This is a genomic window from Longimicrobium sp. (assembly GCF_036399255.1).
GTDB lineage: Bacteria > Gemmatimonadota > Gemmatimonadetes > Longimicrobiales > Longimicrobiaceae > Longimicrobium.
This window is the reverse complement of record NZ_DASWNM010000049.1, coordinates 14,259-36,473: the sequence shown is the minus strand read 5'-3', so window position 1 is coordinate 36,473 and position 22,215 is coordinate 14,259. Positions and strand designations below refer to the sequence as shown.

The window sequence follows — 22,215 nt, the reverse complement described above, 5'->3', positions numbered from 1 at the left end:
CGGCGGCGGAACGCGCGCCGGGCAGCCGGGCCCGCGTCACGCGCCCGCGAGCCGCGCGGCCCGGGAGGGCCCTGCCTGCAGGTGATCCAGGGCCCGTATGGCGGGAAGGTGCGCGGACGGCATCAGCAGCCGCTGGATGATCGAGCGCAACCCGGCGCGGACCAGGACAGGGTAGAGGCGAACCAGAGGGCGCAGCCACGCCGCACGCTCCAGCCGCAGCAGGACGCGCACGTGCTCCGGCGTCAGGATGGACTGCAGCCACAAAAGGAGGTGATAGCGCCAGGGCCCAAGGTGCTTGCGGTACTGGTCGTACAGCGCGCCGGTGCCCCCGCCGTGCACCAGGTCGCGGCGCAGGTGGCGCTCGCGATCGATGCTCCACTCGGCGTACGTCGGCGGGAGGTCGGGAATCCCCAGGCCGGTGCCCACCCGGCGGAAGACGTCGTACAGCTCGTGCCGCTCGTCTGGCGTCAGCGGCCGCGCGAACGTCTCGTGGGCTCGCTCGGAGTAGTCGATGAGCATGTAGAGCACGTCGCGGTGGGCCCAGTCCGGGATCTGCTCGCCGCGCTCGCGCTCGACCGCCTGGTGCACCGCGCGGATGCGCGCCAGCGTGCGCGCGGCCGTCGCCGCATCGGCAAAGACGATCCCCTGCGCATAGCCCGCCGTGGAGAACAGCCGGCCGATGGGATCGGCGGGCAACTTTCCGGTAAAGAACAGCCAGTCGACCGCGCGATTGAGCGCGAACTCGGCGGCGGAGCCGGCAAAGACCAGGAGCACCATGTCTCCGTCTCCCCAGATCCTCCGCACGATGGAACCTCGATCCACGAAATCAGCCACTGCACCCCCGCTTGCCAGCACGTCCAGAAGGAAAACACCGCGGCACCACCCTGATGAACCGAGAGATCGTCCGCATGCATACGCTCACCGTATTGGCCCCTGCGTCCCGTTGATCGAGCCGGAGGGTTCGGCCTGTGCACCGCTACCTTGTCGCCGCGACTGGCCGATTCCCAACCTCCGGCGGGCGCTTCGCAATCCGCGCGGGCACAGCCGCGCACCGAGCTTGTCGATGATCTCGATGCTCGTTACTATCCAAATACGTCTTAAAAAGATAATCACAGGCAACCCGCTCCAGGAGAGTACCATGAAGCTCCACATCGAAGACCTGCAGGTGAGCTCGTTCGCCCCCGAGGCCAACGGGGGAGACGTGCACGCATTGTCCAGGACGTACAATTACTACTCGATGTGCGGCGTCGAGTGCGCGTCGTATGACGGCCGGATCTGCGTAACCAGGGAGTTCGGAGGAGGCGACACCTGCGAGTCGGGCCCGTACTACTACTGCTGATTCGCGGCGGCGATCGCCGGTAGCTCCATCCCCGCTGACCCGGGTGCGCTCCACAGAGCACGCCCGGCGTCGGCCTTCCGCGCACCCGAAACCGCGATCCGCCGTACAACCGCTCTCACAACCCCTCCTGTTCCTGTTCGCCTGTGTGACGCATCGCCCGGAAGATCGCTGTCATTCTGAGGGAAGCGCCCACCCCTGGCTCTCGGGAAAGCCGCGGAGCCTGTTGGCGCGACCGAAGAATCTCCGTCGGGAACGGGCGGCCCTTCGCGCCGAAGCCAGACGCAGCCGGCGGGATCGTCCGCCTATCCGGCAGATTCTTTCGTCAGCGCACCGGCGATGGCGCAATCGGAAAGGGCGCGCGCCTCGCTCAACGTGAAATCGTCCGCTCGGATTCGGCCCGCGGACCCTCCGCGGTGCCACTGCCGGCTTCCAGCTCCTGGATGGCCCGCGCGCAGGGCCACAGCACCGCGGCACCCCCAACCCCGAATGCGCAGTCGATCAGCCGCCAGTACAGCGGAATCTCCCGCACCGCGCCGGCGATGAGGGCCAGCGGAATGACCCCGGCGCACGCGATCAGGCCAAACGTGACCACCCAGCGGTTCCGCACGGGATCGCGCAGCGGGCCCACGAAGGCCACGGCGATCACCAGGTGGGCAAAGGCAAGCCAGTCGTACCCGTAGGCCAGGAACGGATACTGGGCGTTCGTCGCGATCAGCGCGTCCCGCACGATGACCAGCCACCGCAGCACGCCGGTGACCTCCTCCGGCCGCGTATCGGGACCGGCGCCGAGCGCGCCGGTCAGCCACCGGATCTCCGTCTCCAGCGGAAAGGCCGTCACGCCGCTGACGACCAGCCCCGCGATGAACAGCAGGAGCAGCAGGCGCACTCGCCGGTGGAGCTGTTCCGTTCTCGTCATCTTGTCTCCTGTCCGCATTGCATCGATCGCCTCCAGGGCCAGCCGGTGATCGCGCGCCGGCCGAATAATCCGCGCATCGTCGCATCGGCCACGCCGGGTCTGGCGCGAGCGGCCCACCCGTTTCCGAAGGAGATTCTTCGGTCGGCGCAAAGAGCCGCGGCGCATTGCGGACGGCCCGGGGCGGCGCCTCTCTCAGAATGACAGCGAGGGGCCACGGATCGGCGATCAATCCGAGCCGCGGCGCGTTCCGGACGGGCTGGGGCGGCGCCTTCCTCAGAATGACAGCGAGCGTCCGCGGATCCGGGATCAGTTCTCAATCTCCACCTCCTCCACGTTGTCGAACCGCTCCAGGTCGATCAGCAGCAGATCCGGTCGATGCCGGCATCGGACGCTTCCTGGGCACCGTCACCGTGATGGTCTGCGCGCCGGAGCGGATGCGGTGGCTGCGCAGGTACAGCGTCTCGCCAGAGTCCGGGCCTGCGTACCACTGAGGGCATCACATGGAGGGCAGAGAATGGCCAATGAGGGTTGACTTGGCGACGTAATCGGACATTTTGTCAATCGCCGTTCTATTTCACCATTCATCAGAGAGAGGCCCGCCATGAGAAAGCTGTCGCTGTCGCTCGAATCGCTCACCGTCGAGTCGTTTGCCACCGACGCCGAAAACGGGCCGCGTGGCACCGTCGAGGGGCGCTCCGGCACCACCTACGCCGACGAAAGCTGCAACGGAACCTGCAACCACACCTGTTATCCAGCCAGCTGCATGTCGTGCCAGTTTACCTGCGACGCAACCTGCGGCAGTTGCGGCCCAAGCTGCGCGTTCACCTGCGGGGGAAACACCTGCCAGGGCACGTGCGATTACGCCACGTGTGCCCAGCCGGAAACCTGCTGGATGAACATCTGCTGAACGGCACGATCTCCCGGCGCACAGGGCCCCGCGATGGGATTTCCCGGGGCCCTGTCGTCGGGGCCGCGGGCGCGAAGAAGACACTCCTCCGCGTCCATGCGCCCGCGCCCCGCCCTCACTCCTCGATCTCCACCTCTTCCACGTTGTCGAACCGCTCCAGGTCGATCAGCAGCAGATACGGGTCGATGCCGGCGTCGGAGGGCTTCTTTGGCACCGTCACCGTGATCGTCTGCGGGCCGGAGCGGATGCGGTGGCTGCGCAGGTACAGCGTCTCGCCGAAGTCCGCGCCCTGCGTGGTGGGGGCAAAGACGCCCACCGGGATCCACTCGTCCATCGGCACCTCCGCCTCCTTTCCAGCCGGGTCCACCGTCACCTTGCGCGCCCTGATGCGCAGCGTCACCCGCCAGGCGCCGCCCGCGACCTGTTGCGCCGACGCCCGCTCCGTCTCCAGCTCCCAGAAGGTGTTTGCCGCGAACAGGTCGCGCAGCAGGTACCGCAGCGAGTCCGGCGTCACTGCCCCCAGCTCGCGATACAGGTCCATCGACGTGGCCCCGGGGAGGTCCGCGGTACGGTGCGGCTCGATCACGCGCCGCCACGCCAGGTTCACCCGCGCCTCGCCCACGTACTCGCGCATGGCGAACAGCGCGAAGGGGCCCTTGCGGTAGGCGGCGTACGGGTCCAGCGCGCGGAGCAACGGCACGGACTGGCGGATGGGCGGGATGGGCCCGGGCTGGCGGAAGAACCGCCGCAGCCGCTCCAGGTGCTCCCGCCCGTAGGTCCGTTCCACCACCCCCATGGCGGCGTACCACGCAAAGCTCTCGGAGAGCAGCGGGGCGCCCTCGGCAAAGGCGTGGGGCACCTGCCACTGGTGCGCCATCTCGTGCGCGATGACCGCGAACGGAAAGTCCAGCCCCCGCGGGTCGTCCGCGGGATTGAAGCGGGAAAAGCCTTCCGTGTAGTCGATGGTGGTCGCCTCGGCGTGCGCGCCCATCCCGCGCCCGGGGTTCTCGACCAGCCGGATGACGGGGCCGTGCGGATAGGGGCCGAACGCGCGGGTGTTGTAGTCCAGCGACGCGCGCACGCCGCGGAGCATGCGGTCCAGGTTGGCGGCGTGCGCCGGGTGGTGGTAGACCTCGATCGTCACGGGCTCGCCGCCGCCCGCCGGCGGGGTCCAGCGCTCCTGGTGCACCGCGTAGCGGGCGGAGAAGAAGGAGTACGACCCGATCCGGGCGTCGGTCGCGTAGTGAAAGTAGCGGCGCCCGCCTTCCGTCCACGTGCGGCGCAGCGTTCCCGGCGCCACGGCCACCTGGTCCGCGTCCGTGCCCAGCACCGCCTCGAACGCCACGCGCTCGCGGGTGGACGTCGATTCGCGGATCACGTCCTGACCCCCTTCCGCGTCCGCCAGCGTGGGGATGACGGGGCGCGCGGCCAGACCGTGCGCCCGCCGCTCGGCCGGCTTCAGCAGCTCGCGCGCGGCCTGGTAGCCGATCTCGGGGAGCACGTCCTGGCTGCGGAAGTAGGTGCTGGCCTCCGTCACCGACAGCACCGGGTCGTAGGCACCGTTCCGGAACCCGCGCGGCGCGTAGTCTACCGCGAAGCCGAGCCGGACCGAGTCGCCGGGCTGCAGCGGCGCCGCCAGCACGTACACGTGGTGCCACAGGCCGTCCTCCGCGTTCACGCGCCGGGCCGGCCGGCTGAAGGTGATGGACCCGGTGCGGACGCTGGGGGCGGGGGCCAGGTGGATGGTGTCGATGGGCGCCGCGGTGTTGTTCACCAGGCGATAGGTGCCGCGGATCTCCGCCGCCCGCCGCCGCGGATGGATCTCGATTCGCAGGCTGGCCCCCGCCAGGCGGGGCTGCGGGACGTTGGCGTACCGCCCGTAGCGGCGCTCGTACTCGGCGCGCACCTCCAGCACGCCGGAGGCGCTGCGGTACGTGTTGAGGACGTTGGTGTTGTAGAAGATGAACCCGCCCAACCCCAGGACGAGCCCCGCCGCCCCCGCGGCGGCCACGGCCGTGGGACGGGTGAACCGGCCGCGCGCCAGCCGCAGCCGCACCCGCGCACCGCGCTCCAGCCCCCGCACCCACAGCAGCCGGGCCGCCACCGCCAGCAGCAGCGCCCACGCGGCCCAGTAGGCCATGAACCACCGCCACGGCCCCAGCGACGGGCCAAAGCCGCGCATGTCCGTGTAGTACCAGTCCGGTCCGGACCCGTAGACCAGCAGGTTGTGGCCGATCCCCAGCCGCGCGGCAAAGAGGATGAACGCGTAGACGATGAGCGCCAGGAAGTGGCCCACGTACTTCTGGCTGACCAGCCCCTGCACCACCAGGGCGAGCAGGGCAAAGAGCAGGTACTGGGGAAGCTGAAGCCCGAAGAGCACCTGCAGGTACAGGCCAACCTCGAAGCGGCCGTACCCCATCTTCATCTGGATCACCATCCCGACCGCCATCTGCACGGCCATCCACACGGCCAGCACCCCGCCCAGCCCCAGGAACTTGCCCGCGAAGGGGACCCACTCCGGCACCGGCGCCGCGTCGGTAATCTCGCCCAGGCCGGCCTCCCGCTCGCGCCACACCAGCTCACCCGCCCACAGCAGCGTGAGCATGGGGATGATCACCCAGACGGTGATGGGATCCGTCAGCGGCGCCGTGAGGAACGAGAGGACGTACTCCGTGCGGGGAAGGAGCGGCGTGCCCTGGTCCTGCATGTGCTCGGGCAGCACCATCACCGCAATCAGGGCGATGGGGATCGTCACCACCAGCCCGCCGCGGCTCCTGGCGATCACGCGGAACGACGTCCACGCGATGTCCAGCGTCTGGCGCGCGCGCGTCGCCCAGCCAAAGGTCTGCCGGACGTGCGGGACGGAGATGGGGCTGGTGGCGATGCTCCCGGGCGTGGGCGCGTGCGCGTCCCGCCGCCGCGCGATGCGGCTCCACAGCGGGCGGACCGTCAGGTGCTCGAAGCGAAAGCGGGCCCAGGTGAGCGCCAGCGCCCCCAGCGCCACGCCGAACCACAGCAGCCGGCTGTGGAGCAGCGTGCCCTCCAGGGCGATCAGGCGCGTGTTCTTTTCCGCCGGCGTCCACCCCAGCACCAGGTCCGAGGTGACGAACAGGTGGGCAAAGGCATCCAGCAGCACCGCCAGCTGCTGGCTTTCCAGGAAGTACATCACCGCGAAGATCCCGCCGTACACCACGGCGAACAGCATCACGCTGCCCACGTAGCTGGCGATGGCGCGGCGGCCCAGCGTGGCCCACGCGAACTGCACCGCCGTGCCCAGAAAGGCGTTGGGGAGCGCCAGAAAGCCGTAGGCCGCCAGGTAGCCGGCCGGCCGGAACGGACCGACCGTCGCGGCGTCCACGCCGGACCCATAGACGGCCAGCACCACGCCCAGGGGCACCGCCAGCAGGATCAGCGCGTTCAGCGCCAGGGCGGCCAGAAAGCGCCCGCCCAGGTACTCGGTCCGGGTGACGGGCGCCGTGTAGCTGAGGGGGTGCATCCCCGTCTCCACGTCGCGCGCGGCCACCTCGCCGGCGACGCCCGCGGCCACCAGCAGCCAGAACAGGCTGCAGAACACCGTGACGACCGCGATGATGAAGGGCGAGTTCAGAAAGAAGTCGGCGTACAGCGCGTCGGAAACGACGTTCTGGCGGACGAACAGGAAGGCGACGACGGCCAGGGCGGCGAAGGGCAGCCAGGTGGAAAGGCGGCGTACCTGGTAGGCGAACTCGAAGCGAAAGATGCCCAGGAGCTTCATGCCGCCGCCTCCGTGGGCGCGCGGCGCCGGCCGATGTGCCCGGCCATGGTGCTGAAGTAGACGTCCTCGAGGTCCGGCTCGGCGGGCTCCCAGCCGGGGGCGGGCGCCGTGCCGCCGTAGACGTGCACCACCGTCTTTCCGCCGAGCATCTTGGTCGAGATCACCGCGTGCGTCCGCTCCACCTCGGCCAGCGCGCCCTTCTCGATCACCCGGCGCCAGATCCGTCCGCGCATCTCGTCGATGGCGCCCAGCGGCTCGGCCTCCAGCAGGATCTCGCCCCGGTCGATGATCGCCATCCGCGTGCACAGTTCGCTGACGTCCTCCACGATGTGCGTGGAAAGGATCACCGCGCTGTTCTCGCCCAGCTCGCTCAGCAGGTTCAGGAACCGCACGCGCTCGGCCGGGTCCAGCCCCGCCGTCGGCTCGTCGACGATCAGCAGCTTTGGGTTGCCCAGCAGCGCCACCGCCACCCCGAACCGCTGCCGCATTCCGCCCGAGTAGCCGCCCAGCTTCTGCCTGCGCACCTCCCACAGGTTGGTCTGCCGCAGCAGCGCCTCCACCACCTCCCTTCGCGCCCGCCGCTCGGCGATGCCCTTGAGCAGCGCGAAGTGCCCCAGCAGCTCCTCCGCGCTCACTTTGGGATAGACGCCGAACTCCTGCGGCAGGTAGCCCAGCGTCTTTCGCACCTCGTCCTTCTGCTTTACGACGTCGATACCGCCCAGGTGGATGGTGCCGGCGTCCGGCTCCTGCAGCGTGGCCAGGATGCGCATCAGCGTGGACTTCCCCGCCCCGTTGGGACCCAGCAGGCCGTACATCCCCGCGGGGATCGTAAGGGTCACGTCCTTCAGCGCCTGCACGCCGTTGGGATAGCGCTTGGATACGTCGCGGATGTGAAGCTCCATAACCGTTTTCCTGATCGTCCGAGAGGCGGCGAGACGAGGGCAGCGAGAAAAATCTCTCGTCTGAAAGTACTTTACAATATAAAGCGGCGCATCGCAAGGGTGGTCTCCACCACCGCGCCCGCTCTGCTCCGGCAAGGCTCCGCGGTGAATCCCTGGATCAACTGGCCGTTCGCGTGTTTCAGAACGGCTTTCCTGCCGGAGATTTACACGAGATCGAGGTGGAATCGAGACACCCCCGCCGCAATCGACTGGGACATGAAATGGTCACTACGGGGATACCGGCGGTGCCGCGCGGAACCGCTTGTCCCCTCCTTAATGCCCTGCCTTCAAACCACCTGCGGGGCTTTCCGCTCTCTCGCACCGCGGCGGGTCCGCGCAATGCGGTTGATCGGCCGCGGACGCATGCCGGTCCGCGGGCAAGACACCCCACCTGCCCTGCACGACGGCCTTTTCTCGCGTCCGCAGCCCTCCCGCAGCACCTCACGTCCATTCCACCCCGGTGAGAGGAGATTCGATGAAGGCGCGTACGTACTGCAGCGTTCTCGCGGCCGTGCTGGCCGCAACCGCGTGCCAGCCCAACAATGCGGCCCGCGTGACCGTGAACTACAGGCAACTCGGCAACTTTCCCGAATACAGCCTGACACCAGACGGAAGCGCCCCCCAGGGCGCAGGCGACGGGATATTCGTGCTGTACAAGGTCAAGTCGATCAGCAACACCGGCGCCCAGGCCAAGGCGTTCACCTTTGACCCGCACAAGGTCGCCACGATCACGTCCGACAAGACCAGCAACGAGACGGTCGACGTGAGCAACAGTCTACTCGCGGGCCTGAACCTGGCCACCGTCTCCGTGCCCGCCGGGCAGACGAAGACCGTGAACAGGTGCTTCATCAAGCGCGTGCTGACGTCCACCCCGCAGTCACTCGCGACCCAGTCGGGGCACGTGTCCACCATCTACCAGATCGACAAGAGCCAGCCGGTCCTAATGCAGGACATGGCTCCCAACGCGAGCGTCGCGGTCGGCCAGATCGTGATACCCGATGCCCTGCAGCAGATGTGCGCCAACAGCTGACCCCATGCCTGGACGCAGGCCGAAGGCACCCCGACGCCGCCGCGGCGGGGCGCTTTTGCGTGGGCGCGCCGGCCGTGGAACCGGGTGATCGCGATCCGCAGAAAGATCAGGCCTCACACGGAGTCAACGGAGTCAACGGAGTTTTCTCGTGCCGTTTCCTCTGCACTGACCATCGGGAAGGTGATTCGTAGTGAGCGGAGGCATGGCGCTCACGTCGACGAGGCACGAGCCGGCGTGGAGCATCGGGAACGGGAGGAAGATGGAATGCGGCAGGGGGCCATGAGAAATTTTTCGGGGAAGGATGCGGATCGCGCGATGGTTTCCGCAGCGCACAGGAACAGGCGGTACGCACCACCTGATGCGCGATCTTGAGAACCGTCCGCCACGTCCACGGCCGTGGTGAGCGGCACGAACGAGTACGGCCAACCGGTTCCGGCGGAAGGATGGTTCGTGTCGCCGACCGGAGAATCTGGATGCTCGACGGCTGGATCTGCCGGTCACGCAGAGTTTCCGGGCTATGCCCGGAAGAAGGTTCCGCGCGGGGGGAGGGAGATTCTTCGGTCGCGCCAACGGGCTTCGTGGCTTTCCGGGAGCCCTGGGTGGGCGCTACCTCAGAATGACAGGTGTTTTCCGGAGGTTTGTTCAAACCAGACCTGACAAAACCTGTTCTGAGGGAGGCGCCGCGCGATACTTTCCTTTCGCCCGGCAGCATGGCGCCGACCGAAGAATCTTTGTCGGGAACGGCAGGATCTTTCCGTCACGATGTGTTTCCGGGCTATGCCCGGGAGAAGGTTCCGCGCGAGGGGAGGGAGATTCTTCGGTCGCGCCAACGGGCTTCGTGGCTTTCCGGGAGCCCTGGGTGGGCGCTACCTCAGAATGACAGGTGTTTTCTGGATTGGTCGGACGCAGCTTTGCCCGCGAAACCCGACCGAAGAATCTGCATGCTGGGCGGCCGGACTCGTCGGTCACGCAGAGTTTCCGGGCTATGCCTGGAAGAAGGTTCCGCGCGAGGGGAGGGAGATTCTTCGGTCGCGCCAACGGGCTTCGTGGCTTTTCCGGGAGCCTTGGGTGGGCGCTTCCTCAGAATGACAGGTGTTGTTCTGGATCAGCACGAGGAAGCTTTTTGCCCGCGAAACGAGAAGCGACGGCCGAGATCCCTCGGCCGCCGCACTCACGCACTCACGCACTCACGCACTCACGCACTCACGCACTCACGCACTTCCGCACTCACGCACTTCCGTTGATCCGCTCCTGCAGCCAGTTGACGATCTCGTCCTGCGACAGGCGCGTCTGCTCCATGGTGTCGCGGTCGCGGATGGTGACGGTGCCCTGCTCCATCGTCTCGCCGTCGATGGTGATGCAGAACGGCGTGCCGGCCTCGTCCTGCCGCCGGTACCGCCGGCCGATGGCGCCCGCCTCGTCGTAGAAGCTGGGAATGCCGCGGCGGCGCAGGTCCTCGTGGATCGCCGTGGCGCGCTCGGGCATGCCGTCCTTCTTGACCAGCGGAAACACCCCGCACTTGAGTGGGGCCAGCGACGGCTTGATGCTCAGCACCACGCGCGTCTCGCCCTCCACCGCCTCTTCGCGGTAGGCGTTGGCCAGCACCGCCAGCGTCACCCGGTCGGCGCCCACCGACGTCTCGATGATGTACGGGATGTAGCGCTCGTTGTTCTGCGCGTCCACGTACAGCAGCTTCTTGCCGCTGTACTCCTGGTGCCGCTTGAGGTCGAAGTCGGTGCGGTTGTGGATCCCCTCGATCTCGCCCCACCCGCCGTCGCCGATGGTGCCGCCGAAGAAGAACTCCACGTCGCCCGCCGCGCTGGCGTAGTGCGCCAGCTTTTCGTGCGGGTGGTAGCGCAGGCGGTCGGGCGACAGGCCCATCACGTCCGTGTGCCACCTGAACCGCCGCTCGCGCCACTCCTCGAACGCCGCCCCGTCCGTGCCCGGCTTGACGAAGAACTGCATCTCCATCTGCTCGAACTCGCGCGTGCGGAACGTAAAGTTGCCGGGCGTGATCTCGTTGCGGAACGCCTTGCCGATCTGCGCGATGCCGAACGGAACGCGCTGCCGGGCGCTCTGCTGCACGTTCAGGAAGTTCACGTAGATGCCCTGCGCCGTCTCCGGCCGCAGGTACACGACGTTCGCCGAGTCCTCGGCGGGGCCCATGAACGTCTTGAACATCAGGTTGAAGTTGCGCGGCTCCGTCCACTCGCCGCGCTTGCCGCAGCTGGGGCACTGCGCGTGCTCCAGGTCCGCCGCGCCCGTCTCGGACAGCAGGATGTCGACGCGGTAGCGGCGGTGGCAGTTTCGGCACTCCACCAGCGGGTCGGTGAACTCGGCCACGTGCCCCGACGCCTCCCACACCTTGGGATGCATCAGGATGGCGGCGTCCAGCCCCTCGATGTCGTCGCGCTCGTGCACCATGGCGCGCCACCAGGCGTCCTTGACGTTGCGCTTGAGCTCCACGCCCAGCGGGCCGTAGTCCCACACGCTGCCGGTGCCGCCGTAGATCTCGGACGATTGAAAGACGTACCCCCTGCGCTTGCTCAGGGAGACGAGTTTTTCCATCAGGTCGTTGTCCGCCATGCCTTGCTTTGCCGATTGCGCTGAAATGGTGCCCGCCGACGCCCGTGCGCCCTGCCGGTCCGGGGATGAAGAGCGGGGGATGATAACCGGCGGCGCCCGCCATCGCAAATGCGCGCGCCGCACGTTTTCCCCAGTGGAAATTGCCAGGAGACAGGACAAAAGGTCCGCCCCGCCCCCCGCTGCGCCGCACCCCGACGGCACCGGCGCGGGAACAACCGGGGCCGGGCGGGCGGCACCTGTCGCACGCCCGGCAGGACTCGTGCTGCGCTGTGCCGGCCCAGGATTCGCCGCAGATCAACATGAAACGCGCATGTATCCCACGGACGACCGCCTGATCCGGATTCGCCTGCTCATCAAGCAGAGCCAGGAGGCCCGGGCCCGGATGATGAAGCGCATCGCGGAATCGCGGGCGTTGCGAGCCCGTGCCGCCCAACGGCTGGAGCGCCCCAAAAGCGCCACCTGCACTCGCGCAAAAGACGACGCCCACGAGCAGCGAACGCCGCTCGAATCCGGGGGGGGGGGGGGCGGCGAGCAGTGAGGTGATCCGGCCGCGGACCGCCTTCGCGCGCGCGTGGAGCCCGCCTCCCCGGCGCGGCTACCGGACCGCGAGCTCGATGCGCCGCTCGATCCCGATGGCGTCCAGGAACGCCGCGTCGTGGCTCACCACGAGCAGCGCGCCGTCGTAGCCGCGCAGCACCTGCTCCAGCGCCTCCAGGCTGTCCAGGTCCAGGTGGTTGGTGGGCTCGTCCAGCAGCAGCAGGCGCGGCGGATGCCAGCCGTTCAGCGCGCAGGCAAGCGCCGCGCGCAACCGCTGGCCGCCGCTCAGCGAGCCGGCGGACTGGTGCACCGAGTCGCCCTCGAACAGAAAGCGGGCGAGCGCGTGGCGGGCCGCCGTCTCGTCCACGTCCGGGTTGGCCACGCGGTAGTTCCGCAGCACGGACGCGTCGTCCCGCAGGCGCCGCGTGTGCTGGTCGAAGAACGCCACCTCCTCCGCCGGCAGCCCCAGCCGCACCGTCCCGCAATCGGGCCGCAGCTCACCCGTGACCAGCCGCAGTAGCGTGGTTTTTCCGCTGCCGTTGCGTCCCACGATCGCCACGCGCTCCGGCCCGGTGATCCGCAGCGAAACGCCGTCCACCACCGGTGACGCGGCGCCGGGGTGCGCGTAGCGCACCGCATCCAGCTCCACCACCGTCTTGCCGGCCGGGACCGCGGCGGAGGGAAGGTCCAGCGCCAGCCGCGCCTGCTCGTCCACCCGTCCGCGGGCCGCGTCCAGCCGCGCGCGGCCGTCTTCCACCAGGCGCGCGCCCGTCTCGCGCACGCGGGCGCCGGTGCCCTCGGCGCGCTCCTTCATCATCCCCAGCATGATCTTCGGGATGCCGCCCTCCGCGGCAACGCGCTTGCCCCGGCTGTCGCGCCGGGCCTGCCGCTCGCGCATCTGCTGCGCCTCGCGGCGGGCGGCGCGAAGGGCGGCCTCGGCGCTGGTCAGCTCGCGGGCGGCGGCGTCCGCCTCGGCCCCGCGCTGCTCGCGGTACAGGTCGTATCCGCCCCCGTAGACCCGCGCCCCGGCCGGGGTAAGCTCCACGATGCGGTCCATCCGCCGCAGCAGGCCGCGGTCGTGGCTCACCGCCAGCAGCCCGCCCGTCCAGCCCTCCACGAACCCGTACAGCGCCTCGCGCCCGGCGGCGTCCAGGTTGTTGGTGGGCTCGTCCAGCAGCAGAAAGTCCGGCTCGGCCAGCAGCACGCCGGCCAGCGCCACGCGCGTGGCCTCGCCGCCGCTCACGTCCAGCACGGGGCGGTCCAGGTGAAGGTGCGGCAGGCCCAGGCGCGCCAGCACGGCCTCCGCGCGCTCGCGCAGGTCCCAGTCTCCCGCGACGAGATCGAGATCTTCGGTGGATGCGTCGCCAGCCAGCACGCGCTCCACGCGCGCCAGGCGGTCGCTGATGCCCAGCACGCCGGCGAGCGGCTGCTCCGCGCGGACCTGGAAGTCCTGCGGCAGGTAGCTCAGCGTCCCGGCGCGCACGATGGTGCCGGCGGACGGGCGCAGCTCGCCCGCCAGCAGGCGCACCAGGGTGCTCTTGCCGGTGCCGTTGGCGCCCGTGAGCCCCGTGCGCTCGTGCCCGAAGCCGAGTGTGAGGTCGGAAAAGAGGGTGCGGCCGTCAGCCAGCGAAAACGCCAGCCGATCCGCGACGACGCGAACGTCGGATGTTTGAGTAGACAAAAGAGCACGCTCCGGTCCTGACGGTGGATGTAGGGTGAACACCGGTCAGGATCAGCCGCATGCGTGTCTCTCTCGTCTGGTGGGCGGGGAGCCCGCCGGGTCCGGGTGTGCCGGATGCGGCGGGCAGGGGAAAGATGGTCAGGAGGCGCCCGTCTGTCCACCGGGTCGGTTTACCCGGCCGGCATCCTCCCCGCGCGGAATCGCGCGCCCGACGCCGGAAGTCCGACATCCTCGCTCTTCAATTCTCCTGGCCGACGGTGCGGAGGATGATGAAGAGGCGGCCGATTTCGCCGCGGCGCGATTCCGCGAAGCGCACGTTCGCGGCCCGGGCGGCGCCCAGCCGCGACGGATCCTCCTCCGCGTCGGCCCTGGCATTCACCAGCGCGAACAGCGGCACCACGAACTCGCGTCCCGTCATGCCGCCCCGCTCCAGCTCCGCCCGCATGGCCGGCTTCGACTCGAACCGCGCGCCGATGGAATCCAGCGTCATGGGGCCGTCCATCCTCCATTCCAGCCCCGCGAACGCACGGGGATCGCTCTGGTACACGCGGTCCATGCGCTGCACGATGGCGGCGACGCGGGCGAGCTCCGCTTCCGTCACCTGGTGGTTGGCGACCTCGGCCGAGTCGGCCGGGACGAGCTTGCTCTGCGCGGCGGCGGGGGCGGCCAGCGACACGGCGAGCGCGAGGGCAAAAAGGATTCTGGGCATCATGATGGAAAGCGCGGCGGAAGGGTGGGAGGAACTCTGCTGATTCCGTCGACGCTGTGTGGGAGCATTTTGTTTCAGGATGCCGGTGCACGGCACCCCGCCCATGTCCGCACAGGGCGCCGCCACGCCGGACCTTCGCGGCCGCGTCGGGCGCCCGCGAAAACCGCCCGCGGCTCCGGAGAGCGGCGGGCGGTGGACGTCCATCCTGCACGGGCAGGGCGCGCGGAGAGGCGAGAGCCGCGTCCCCCACCGTGGACCCCGTCAGCTGATGATGATGGTGCCCGCGGCGATGTTCACCAGGTCGAACTCGCCCGGCGTGGTGCAGCTGGGCCCCTGGCCCGGGTCGGCCAGGCTGACGATGCTGGCCTGGTCAGGGCTGCCGTCCACCACCTGCCAGTACGCGTCCTTGCCCTCGATGCTGGTGTCGTTGCTCTCGTTGATGGTGCCCAGGAACGTGGCCGTACCGCCGGACTTGTGCAGGCAGGTGACGTTGATGTCCATCACGATGTCGGCCGCGGACGAGTAGTACAGCGCCTTGCCCGTGGTGACGCTGGTGGAGCTGTTGTTGACGATGAAGCTGAGGTGCGCGGTGGTGGCGCCGAACACGTAGCGCGCCACGCCCACGGCCGAGGCGTTGGCGGTGCCGGTCTCCAGGATGGTGACCTCGTCCGCGGTGCGCGCGGCGGTGGGCGACGGCGCGCGGTCGCACGAGGCGATGGCGGGAGCCAGGACCGCGGCGAGAAGGAGCGTGGCGTGTTTCATGGGGAACCTCTCCGGGAGGGGGTTGCGGCCCCGGCACTCGCGCAGGAATGGGCGTGAAGTGTCAAAGGCCTCCCTCCGATGCTAAACACCCATCGCGCGTAGCACAAGTAAACGTTCGTCGCAGATCTGCCACACCAGAGCGATGCAGGCGGAGGCCGGCCGACGACAGCCATCGAACTGCGTCCGAGGCTGGCCCCCGGCGGTGACCCCGGACAATCGGGAAGCCGCCCCCGCAAGGGCGAATGAATTCGCTGCAACAACCACACGAAGTCCGCCTTCGCGGACAGGCGGCTGTGGCGCGGGGGGGAAGGGCCTGCCACGTTGCAGGTTGGGCGACATCGACCGGTAACCTGCCGAAGCGGGATCGAATTCTCCCCTTTCTCCCGCTCCGCGGGGGAGAGGGGCCGGGGGAGAGGGGGCCCCGTCGGGCGCCAGTTCGATGTCGTTCGCCGAGCCTCGATCCCGGCGGTGACCCCGACAATCGGGAAGCCGCCCCCGCAAGGGCGAATGAATTCGCTGCAACAACCACACGAAGTCCGCCTTCGCGGACAGGCGGCTGGAGGGCTGCAGGAAGTACCTGCCACGTTGCAGAGTTGAGTAACATCGGCCGGTAACCTGCCGAAGCGGGATCGAATTCTCCCCTTTCTCCCGCTCCGCGGGGGAGAGGGGCCGGGGGAGAGGGGGCCCCGTCGGGCGCCAGTTCGATGCTTCTCGCCGAGCCTCTACGTCCTGCTCTCCCAATCCGCCCCCCAAACGCGAACCGCCCGCGCCGGAGATCCGGCGCGGGCGGTTCGCGATCGGGCGGAAGGTCCGCCGCGTCAGGTCTTGGCGCCCTCACGGGAAAGGCGGTACATCTCGGCCGCGCGGTCGTGGTTGCCCTTGCGGTCGTAGGCGATCCCCATGGCGTAGTAGGCCTTGTGGTTCTCGGGCGCCAGGCGCACGGCCTCTTCCAGCGCCTCCAGGGCCGCGTCGGACTCGGCCATCTGGTTCAGCGCCTCGCCCAGCACCAGGTAGGCCGCGCCGTCTTCCGGCTCCAGCTCGACGGCGCGGCGCAGCTGCGTGGCCGCGGCGGCGTACACGCCCTTCTTGTACAGGGCGTAGCCCAGCTGGTAGTTCACCTGCGCGCTGTCCGGGGCCAGCTTGTGCGCCCGCCGCAGCTCCTTCTCGGCGGCGTCGTACCGGCCCTGCGCGGCCAGTGCCGAGCCCAGCCCCAGCGCCGCCCGCAGGTTGTCGGGCTGCGCCGTGGCCACGGCCTGGAACGCCTCGGCCGCGTCCGCGTGGCTCCCCGCGGCCGCCAGCTTTTCGGCGCGCTCCAGCCTGGGCAGGTGCGGGTCCGGGCCGTCGGCGGCCGCCTCGCCGGCGCGCGCGGGCTTGCGCGCCGCGCGCTTGCGGGGAGCCTCCTCCTCCTGCACGGCCGCGGCCTCCTGGGGCTGCTTCTCGGCTTCGTCCTCCGACTTGATCATCCGAGCCATGTCCGCTGCAAAGTTCCACGGGAAAGGCCGGCACCTCCGGTCCTGCCCTGCCCCTTCACCCGTCCGTCTCGTCCCGCACCCAGCGGCGGTACGGGTCCAGCCCCTCCACCACCGGCGTCACCACCAGCTCCGGCACCTGGTACGGATGCAGCTGCGGCAGCCGCTCCTTCAGGCGCGGCACCAGCGCCCGCCGGGTCTTCATGATGATCAGCACCTCGCCCTCCACCTGCACCCGGCCCTCCCAGCGGTAGATGGAGGTAAGCCCCGGGACCAGGTTTGCGCAGGCGATGAGCCGCTCCTCCACCAGCGCCTGGCCAATGCGCCGCGCCTGCTCCGCGTCCGGCGCCGTCGACAGCGCCAGCACGAGGTCCGACGCGTCGTCCAACCCCGCCGTCACAGGTCCAGCTGCAGCTCCGGCGACCCCTCGCCCTCGCCGGTAAGCTCCGCCAGTGTGGCGCGGGCGTGGGCCACGTGCCGGTCGGCGTTGCTGGCGGGCGGCCGGGCCAGAAAGGCGCGCAGGTGCGCCACCGCCTGGTCGTGGCTGCCGCCCTGCAGCAGCAGAAAGGCCAGCCCGTAGTGGGCCCCGGCCGCGTGCGGCTTCAGCTCCAGCACGCGGCGGTAGGTCTTCATGGCCTCGTCGGTCATGCCGATGCGCGTATACGTCACCGCGATCTGCTGCAGCACGTCGGTGTCGTTGGGGCTTTCGCGCAGCGCCAGCCGGAACGAGGTGAGCGCCTCGTGATACTTTTCCTGGTGCAGAAGGGCGGCGCCCTCCTCGTAGTAGTCCGGCTCCCTCTCGCGCGAGTCGGAACGGCCTCCAATCAGGTTCGTGAGCCAGGACATGGTCACAACTGGGGAGATGCGAAGAAAGAACCTGGGACAGCCGCCCGGGCGGCGGCGATGGACACGCACGGGAGCCGCGTCCGCGCCTTCGGAAGCGATCCAAGGTACGCTCCAAAGCCGGTGGCGCGCAACCGAGCCCCGCGCGCCCTAGCGAACCGCATTGTACCGCGGCTCCACCGGCCGGCCGGGTGCACGCGCCACCACCGTCTCCTCCTGCTCCAGCAGCACCTGGGCCCCCAGCGCGCCAAGCCGCTCCGCCGTCCCCGCCGGCGCCGGGTCCACCACCAGCCGCGCCCCCGCCGCCAGCACGCGCAGCGCCTCGCGCAGCAGCGCATCGTCCGCGCCGCCCGTGAGCGCCGCCGCGCGCAGGGCCCCGTCGCGAAACGGCAGCGACGCCCGCCCCGCCGCCAGCCGGCTCACCCCCGCCGCGCGCCCCGGCAGCGCATCCGGGCCCTCCGTGACGGCGACCACCTCCAGCTCCGGCACCAGGGCCGAGACCGCCGCCGCGTGGCGCGCGCCGGGGCCCGCCAGCATCGCCAGCCCGTGCGCCCCCGCCAGCCCCATCAGCGCCGCCAGCCGCACCGGCGGCTCCGCGTCCCCGTCCACCGGAACGGCGGGGACGGCGGGGACGGCGGATTCGGAAGATGCGGGCCCATGGACGCGCAGGTCGGCCGCGGCGTCGTGGATGGGATAGGCGGAGCGGCAGTTGGGGCACCCCAGCCGGCCTTCCACCACCCGGCGCTCCTCCATGCGGTCCGCCAGCACCAGCAGGCCGAACTCGGGGCCGCAGCGGGGGCAGGTCAGGGCGTCGGTGAGCAGGATGTACATCCGCCGCTCACCAGGTGGGCTTCGGCGAGTACTGCGCCCACTGGTTGGGCGTCTCCCACACGCGCACGTACACCAGGTTCTCGCCCACGTCCTCCAGCCGCCGCCGCAGTTCCTGGAAGATCCAGCGCGCCTGGTTCTCGGCGCTGGGCTCCAGCGTGGTGAACGGCTCCAGGTCGTTGATGTTCTGGTGGTCCAGCTCGTTGGCGATGGCGCGCAGGTGGCGCTTGGCGTCGGTAAAGTCGAAGGCCATCCCCCCCTCGCCCACGTCCTCGAAGGCGAGCCCGGCCTCGACCACGTAGTGGTGGCCGTGCAGGTTCTCGCACTTTCCGTGGTAGTTGCGGAGAAAGTGCGCGGAGTCGTAGCTGGCCTTTACGTTCAGCAGAAACATGGCCTCAGCCTGCCGCCTCTACGGCGATGCTGGAGATCTGTACGCCCGGCGGCTGCAGCGCGGCAAAGAGCACCGCACGCGCCACGTCTTCCGGCCGCAGCATGGACGCGCGCGACGGAAGGTCCGCCCGCGCGTCGGGGTCGATGGGGTCCCACAGCGGCGTGTCGGTGGCGGCGGGCTCCACCAGCGTGGCGCGCACCCCCGTGCCGCGCACCTCCGCCCGCAGCACCTCGTGCAGCCCGCGCACGCCGAACTTGCTGGCCGCGTATCCGCCGTTTTCCGGAAACGCCGCCCGCCCCGCCACCGAGCCGATGGTGACGAAGTGCCCCGTGCCGCGCCGCAGCATGGCGGGCAGAAAGGCGCGCACCATCAGGAACGGCCCGCGCAGGTTGGCGGAGATCTGCCGGTCGAAGTCTTCGGGCGAGGCCTGGTCCAGCCGCGCCAGGCTGAACGCGCCCGCCGCGCTGACGATGAGGTCGGGCGCGTCGCCCAGCAGCTCGCCCAGGTAGGCGGCCAGGGTGTGCACGCCCTCCGTGGTCGACACGTCCGCCGGGATGGCGTGCCCGCCCGCGGACTCCGCGGCGCGGGTCAGCGGCTCGGCCGAGCGCGCCACCATGGCCACCCACGCCCCCGCCGCGATCAGCTCCCGCGCCACCGCCAGCCCGATGCCGCGCGACGCGCCGGTCACCAGCGCCGTCTTTCCCTGCAGCTCAGCCATCTCCGCCTCCCCTCCCTGTTCGTGTGCGCTCCCGAATGATTGCGAATCGGAATCAAGTGGGTCCTGCGATGAAAGGTTCTACGGGGACCGTTCCCTGAGGCGCTTCGGACAACGCCGAGCTGCGTCCGCGGGCGCCCCCTCCGGCTCGCCTAGGCTCGCCACCTCCCCCAAAACTGCTGGGGGAGGTTGGGAGTTGCCGAGGGATCTGGGCTCGACGACAAACCACGAACTGGCGCCCGACGGGGCCCCCCTCTCCCGGCCTCTCCCCCATGAACTGCATGGGGGAGAGGAGAATTCGATCGCGCTTCGGCAGGGTGCCACGGTGGCCGCTTACGTCCAGCCCCGCAACGTGGCAGGTACTTGCCCCCGCCCCCACAGCCGCCTGTCCGCGAAGGCGGACGTCGTGTGGTTGTTGCAGCGAATTCATTCGCCATTGCCCCGGGCCAGCGGGAACACTCATCCGCCATTGCCCTCTCGCTTTCGCGGCACCCAGTCCCCTGCCCCACCCAACCTCCCCCAGCAGTTTTGGGGGAGGGGGGCGAGTAGTGCGAGCCCGGAGGGGGCGTCTCCCCCCTCAGCCCCCGCCGGGGTGCACCAGGCGCAGGAACTCTTCGCGGGTGCCCAGGTCGTCCAGGAACACGCCCTTCATGGCGCTGGTCACCGTCTTGGAGTTCTGCTTCTCCACGCCGCGCATCATCATGCACAGGTGCGCGGCCTCGATCACCACGCCCACGCCCTGCGGCTCGAGCACGTCCATGATGGCCTGCGCCACCTGCTCCGTCAGCCGCTCCTGCACCTGCAGCCGCCGGGCAAAGATCTCGACGATGCGCGGCAGCTTGCTGAGTCCCACGATCTTGCCGTTGGGAATGTAGGCCACGTGCACCTTGCCGAAGAACGGCAGCAGGTGGTGCTCGCACATGGAGTACATCTCGATGTCCTTGACCAGCACCATGTTGTGGTGGTCCTCGTCGAACACCGCGTCGCCCACGGCGTCCTGCACCGACAGCCGGTAGCCGCGGGTAAGCCAGCGCAGGCTCTTCTCCACCCGCTCGGGCGTCTTCAGCAGCCCGTTGCGCGCGGGGTTCTCGCCCAGCTCGCCCAGCATGCGGCGCACGAGCCCCTGGAACTCCGTCTCCGCCTCGGGGGCCGCCTGCCCGCGGGGCACACCAATGTCCGTCATCCTATTCTCCCCAGTATTCCGCCGAGTTGCGTGGCGTTTCCCACAGCACCAGCCGCACCAGCCGGCCACCCGCGGGCAGCCGGGGCGCCAGGCGCTCCCAGATGGCCACCACCAGGTTCTCGGTAGAGGGGATGGTCCCCTCCAGCCAGGGCACGTCCAGGTTCAGGTTGCGGTGGTCCAGGTCCACGATCACGGTTTCCGCCGCGTCGCGCACGGCGGCCAGGTCCACCACGTAGCCGGTCACCGGGTCCGGCTGGCCCTCGACGGTCACGTCGAGCTCGTAGTTGTGCCCGTGCCAGTTGGGACTGTTGCACAGGCCAAAGATGCGCTGGTTCTCCTGGTCGGAGAGCGCGGGGCTGTGCAGCCTGTGCGCCGCGCTGAAGTGCACGCGGCGGGTTACGCGAACCGTGGGCACGAAGTCATCCTCCTCAAAAAGCGAGAAAAGGCCAGCCCCGCAAGGCGGGGCCGGCCTGAACCGGGGGCAACGGGAAGGATTTTTGAAGCCATGTCGGAACATGTTGGGTGGCTTCCTCGCTGCACTCCGCCTTCCCGCAAGGGGCGTGGCGTCGGCCGCAAAAGATGGCCCCGGCTTCAAAACTGTTGGCTCAAAAATGGAGCTTCCCGTTACCTCCGACAGCGCCAAAGATAGGCCGCGCCCCCGCTACGTCAAGCCTTCCCTGCGGCACGAGGCTCCTGATCGCCGCTCCTGGACAGGACAGGGCCCCACGCAGAGACGCGAAGGCCGCGGAGACGGGCTTCTCCGCGCCCGGCGCAATCCAGGAAAACAGCACCTTCATGGGTACAGGGGAACAGAGCCAGACAGAGGATGGTTCGGATCGCTTTCTCTGTCTGACCCTGTTCCTCTGTACGATCATTCTTTTTCAGGACGAGGATGAGACGGCCGGTGGAGGAATGCACGATCGGGCCGAGAACCTGGGATGACACGTTCTTCTGCCGGGGCCGGTATCTGGAACGACCAGCGGCCCCGGCCTCGACTTCAGGCCGGGGCCGCTTCCATCCCCCTAATCCCGCCGTCAGTTCACCTGGATGGGGATGGGGGGCGAGGTGTACTCCACCGTGCCCGACTGGATGACGTCCACCGTCATGGACGTGCTGCCTGCGGTGTGGCCCCGCAGCGTCCCCGTCCCGCCTCCCACCGCCGCCCACGAGGCCACGTTGGGGTTGGTGATGGTCACGCGGACGGTTTCGTTGATCCCCGGCAGCACCACGGAGCCGTTGGCGCTGCGCAGCAGGATGGCCATGGGCCGCTGGGCGTTCCGGGCCACCGTGAGCGTGCCGGAGACGGAGCCGGACGAGCCCACCGTCACCACCGTGCCGCCGCCGGTGTCTTCGATGGTCAGCCCGGACACCACGGCCCCGCCCAGGTCGCCGGTGAGGTCGGTGCAGCCGGCGGACACGGTGATCGCGGCGAGCGCGGCAAGGCCAAGCGTGCGGCGGCGGCGGATGAAAGTCTTCATGGCTGGTCCAGAAAGTCGGTTTGAAGCCGCAACCTGTTCGCGGCGCAGCATCTACAGTAAACGTGCCGACAAGTTCCGGGCAACGGAGTGCGGGAGTGCGTGAGTGCGTGAGTGCGTGAGTGCGTGGGTTCGATCGACCACTCCCG

At 69.5% G+C, this 22,215-nt stretch carries 21 protein-coding genes; 4 read left to right on the top strand and 17 right to left on the bottom strand.

Translation table 11 applies throughout. From position 1 onward, the window contains the following. Positions 1–36: 36 nt before the first annotated feature. On the bottom strand, positions 37–804 hold the full coding sequence (locus VGC13_RS08460) for an oxygenase MpaB family protein (protein ID WP_331124799.1): 768 nt from the start codon (positions 802–804) through the stop codon (positions 37–39). A gap of 334 nt (positions 805–1,138) precedes the next feature. Here VGC13_RS08460 and VGC13_RS08455 point away from each other — a divergent pair, with 334 nt between their 5' ends. Next, positions 1,139–1,339, top strand: a complete 201-nt coding sequence (locus VGC13_RS08455; protein WP_331124798.1) for a hypothetical protein — start codon at positions 1,139–1,141, stop codon at positions 1,337–1,339. 367 nt (positions 1,340–1,706) lie between these two features. On the opposite strand, the gene VGC13_RS08450 is transcribed toward VGC13_RS08455, so the two are convergent. Continuing rightward, entirely contained in the window at positions 1,707–2,255 is a 549-nt protein-coding gene (locus VGC13_RS08450) for a hypothetical protein (RefSeq protein WP_331124797.1), read from the bottom strand. 601 nt (positions 2,256–2,856) lie between these two features. Here VGC13_RS08450 and VGC13_RS08445 point away from each other — a divergent pair. Then, complete coding sequence (locus VGC13_RS08445) at positions 2,857–3,162, top strand: hypothetical protein (RefSeq protein WP_331124796.1); 306 nt, start codon at positions 2,857–2,859, stop codon at positions 3,160–3,162. A gap of 115 nt (positions 3,163–3,277) precedes the next feature. On the opposite strand, the gene VGC13_RS08440 is transcribed toward VGC13_RS08445, so the two are convergent. Next, positions 3,278–6,916 carry a hypothetical protein gene (locus tag VGC13_RS08440; RefSeq protein WP_331124795.1) on the bottom strand — a complete coding sequence of 1,213 codons (3,639 nt, stop codon included), beginning with the start codon at positions 6,914–6,916 and terminating at the stop codon, positions 3,278–3,280. Continuing rightward, positions 6,913–7,818 (bottom strand): ABC transporter ATP-binding protein, encoded by a 906-nt coding sequence (locus VGC13_RS08435; RefSeq protein WP_331124794.1) that lies wholly within the window; start codon positions 7,816–7,818, stop codon positions 6,913–6,915. Before VGC13_RS08435 ends, VGC13_RS08440 begins: the two co-directional genes overlap by 4 nt. A gap of 514 nt (positions 7,819–8,332) precedes the next feature. Here VGC13_RS08435 and VGC13_RS08430 point away from each other — a divergent pair. Continuing rightward, positions 8,333–8,887, top strand: coding sequence for a hypothetical protein (locus VGC13_RS08430; RefSeq protein ID WP_331124793.1), 555 nt, complete (start codon positions 8,333–8,335; stop codon positions 8,885–8,887). Between the two features lie 1,227 nt (positions 8,888–10,114). On the opposite strand, the gene VGC13_RS08425 is transcribed toward VGC13_RS08430, so the two are convergent. Further along, positions 10,115–11,473: a glycine--tRNA ligase gene (locus VGC13_RS08425; RefSeq protein ID WP_331124792.1), complete on the bottom strand. Its 1,359-nt coding sequence runs from the start codon at positions 11,471–11,473 to the stop codon at positions 10,115–10,117. Between the two features lie 310 nt (positions 11,474–11,783). Here VGC13_RS08425 and VGC13_RS08420 point away from each other — a divergent pair, with 310 nt between their 5' ends. Continuing rightward, positions 11,784–12,011, top strand: coding sequence for a hypothetical protein (locus tag VGC13_RS08420; RefSeq protein ID WP_331124791.1), 228 nt, complete (start codon positions 11,784–11,786; stop codon positions 12,009–12,011). Between the two features lie 57 nt (positions 12,012–12,068). Here VGC13_RS08420 and VGC13_RS08415 read toward each other — a convergent pair whose 3' ends face one another. From VGC13_RS08415 to VGC13_RS08360, 12 genes are all read right to left on the bottom strand, one after another. Next, the gene (locus VGC13_RS08415) at positions 12,069–13,691 is read right to left on the bottom strand and encodes an ABC-F family ATP-binding cassette domain-containing protein (RefSeq protein ID WP_331124790.1); all 1,623 of its coding nucleotides are present in this window, start codon (positions 13,689–13,691) and stop codon (positions 12,069–12,071) included. A gap of 238 nt (positions 13,692–13,929) precedes the next feature. Continuing rightward, a complete protein-coding gene (locus tag VGC13_RS08410; RefSeq protein ID WP_331124789.1) occupies positions 13,930–14,400 on the bottom strand; it encodes a hypothetical protein in 471 nt (156 codons plus the stop codon). Between the two features lie 261 nt (positions 14,401–14,661). Continuing rightward, positions 14,662–15,162: a hypothetical protein gene (locus VGC13_RS08405; RefSeq protein ID WP_331124788.1), complete on the bottom strand. Its 501-nt coding sequence runs from the start codon at positions 15,160–15,162 to the stop codon at positions 14,662–14,664. An 818-nt stretch (positions 15,163–15,980) separates the two neighbouring features. Beyond that, the gene (locus tag VGC13_RS08400) at positions 15,981–16,625 is read right to left on the bottom strand and encodes a tetratricopeptide repeat protein (RefSeq protein ID WP_331124787.1); all 645 of its coding nucleotides are present in this window, start codon (positions 16,623–16,625) and stop codon (positions 15,981–15,983) included. Positions 16,626–16,689: 64 nt separating this feature from the next. Beyond that, positions 16,690–17,031 carry a divalent-cation tolerance protein CutA gene (gene cutA / locus VGC13_RS08395; protein WP_331124786.1) on the bottom strand — a complete coding sequence of 114 codons (342 nt, stop codon included), beginning with the start codon at positions 17,029–17,031 and terminating at the stop codon, positions 16,690–16,692. Then, positions 17,028–17,477, bottom strand: a complete 450-nt coding sequence (locus VGC13_RS08390; protein ID WP_331124785.1) for a tetratricopeptide repeat protein — start codon at positions 17,475–17,477, stop codon at positions 17,028–17,030. The genes cutA and VGC13_RS08390 overlap by 4 nt, the downstream gene beginning before the upstream one ends. Positions 17,478–17,624: 147 nt before the next feature. After that, complete coding sequence (locus tag VGC13_RS08385; protein ID WP_331124784.1) at positions 17,625–18,305, bottom strand: Trm112 family protein; 681 nt, start codon at positions 18,303–18,305, stop codon at positions 17,625–17,627. Between the two features lie 7 nt (positions 18,306–18,312). Next, positions 18,313–18,693 carry a 6-carboxytetrahydropterin synthase gene (locus tag VGC13_RS08380; protein ID WP_331124783.1) on the bottom strand — a complete coding sequence of 127 codons (381 nt, stop codon included), beginning with the start codon at positions 18,691–18,693 and terminating at the stop codon, positions 18,313–18,315. Positions 18,694–18,697: 4 nt separating this feature from the next. Next, on the bottom strand, positions 18,698–19,411 hold the full coding sequence (locus VGC13_RS08375) for an SDR family oxidoreductase (RefSeq protein WP_331124782.1): 714 nt from the start codon (positions 19,409–19,411) through the stop codon (positions 18,698–18,700). Between the two features lie 574 nt (positions 19,412–19,985). Beyond that, positions 19,986–20,591 (bottom strand): GTP cyclohydrolase I FolE, encoded by a 606-nt coding sequence (gene folE / locus VGC13_RS08370; RefSeq protein WP_331124781.1) that lies wholly within the window; start codon positions 20,589–20,591, stop codon positions 19,986–19,988. Position 20,592: 1 nt separating this feature from the next. Then, positions 20,593–21,006 (bottom strand): 6-pyruvoyl trahydropterin synthase family protein, encoded by a 414-nt coding sequence (locus VGC13_RS08365; protein ID WP_331124780.1) that lies wholly within the window; start codon positions 21,004–21,006, stop codon positions 20,593–20,595. A gap of 619 nt (positions 21,007–21,625) precedes the next feature. Then, positions 21,626–22,069 carry a hypothetical protein gene (locus VGC13_RS08360; RefSeq protein ID WP_331124779.1) on the bottom strand — a complete coding sequence of 148 codons (444 nt, stop codon included), beginning with the start codon at positions 22,067–22,069 and terminating at the stop codon, positions 21,626–21,628. Positions 22,070–22,215 lie beyond the last annotated feature (146 nt).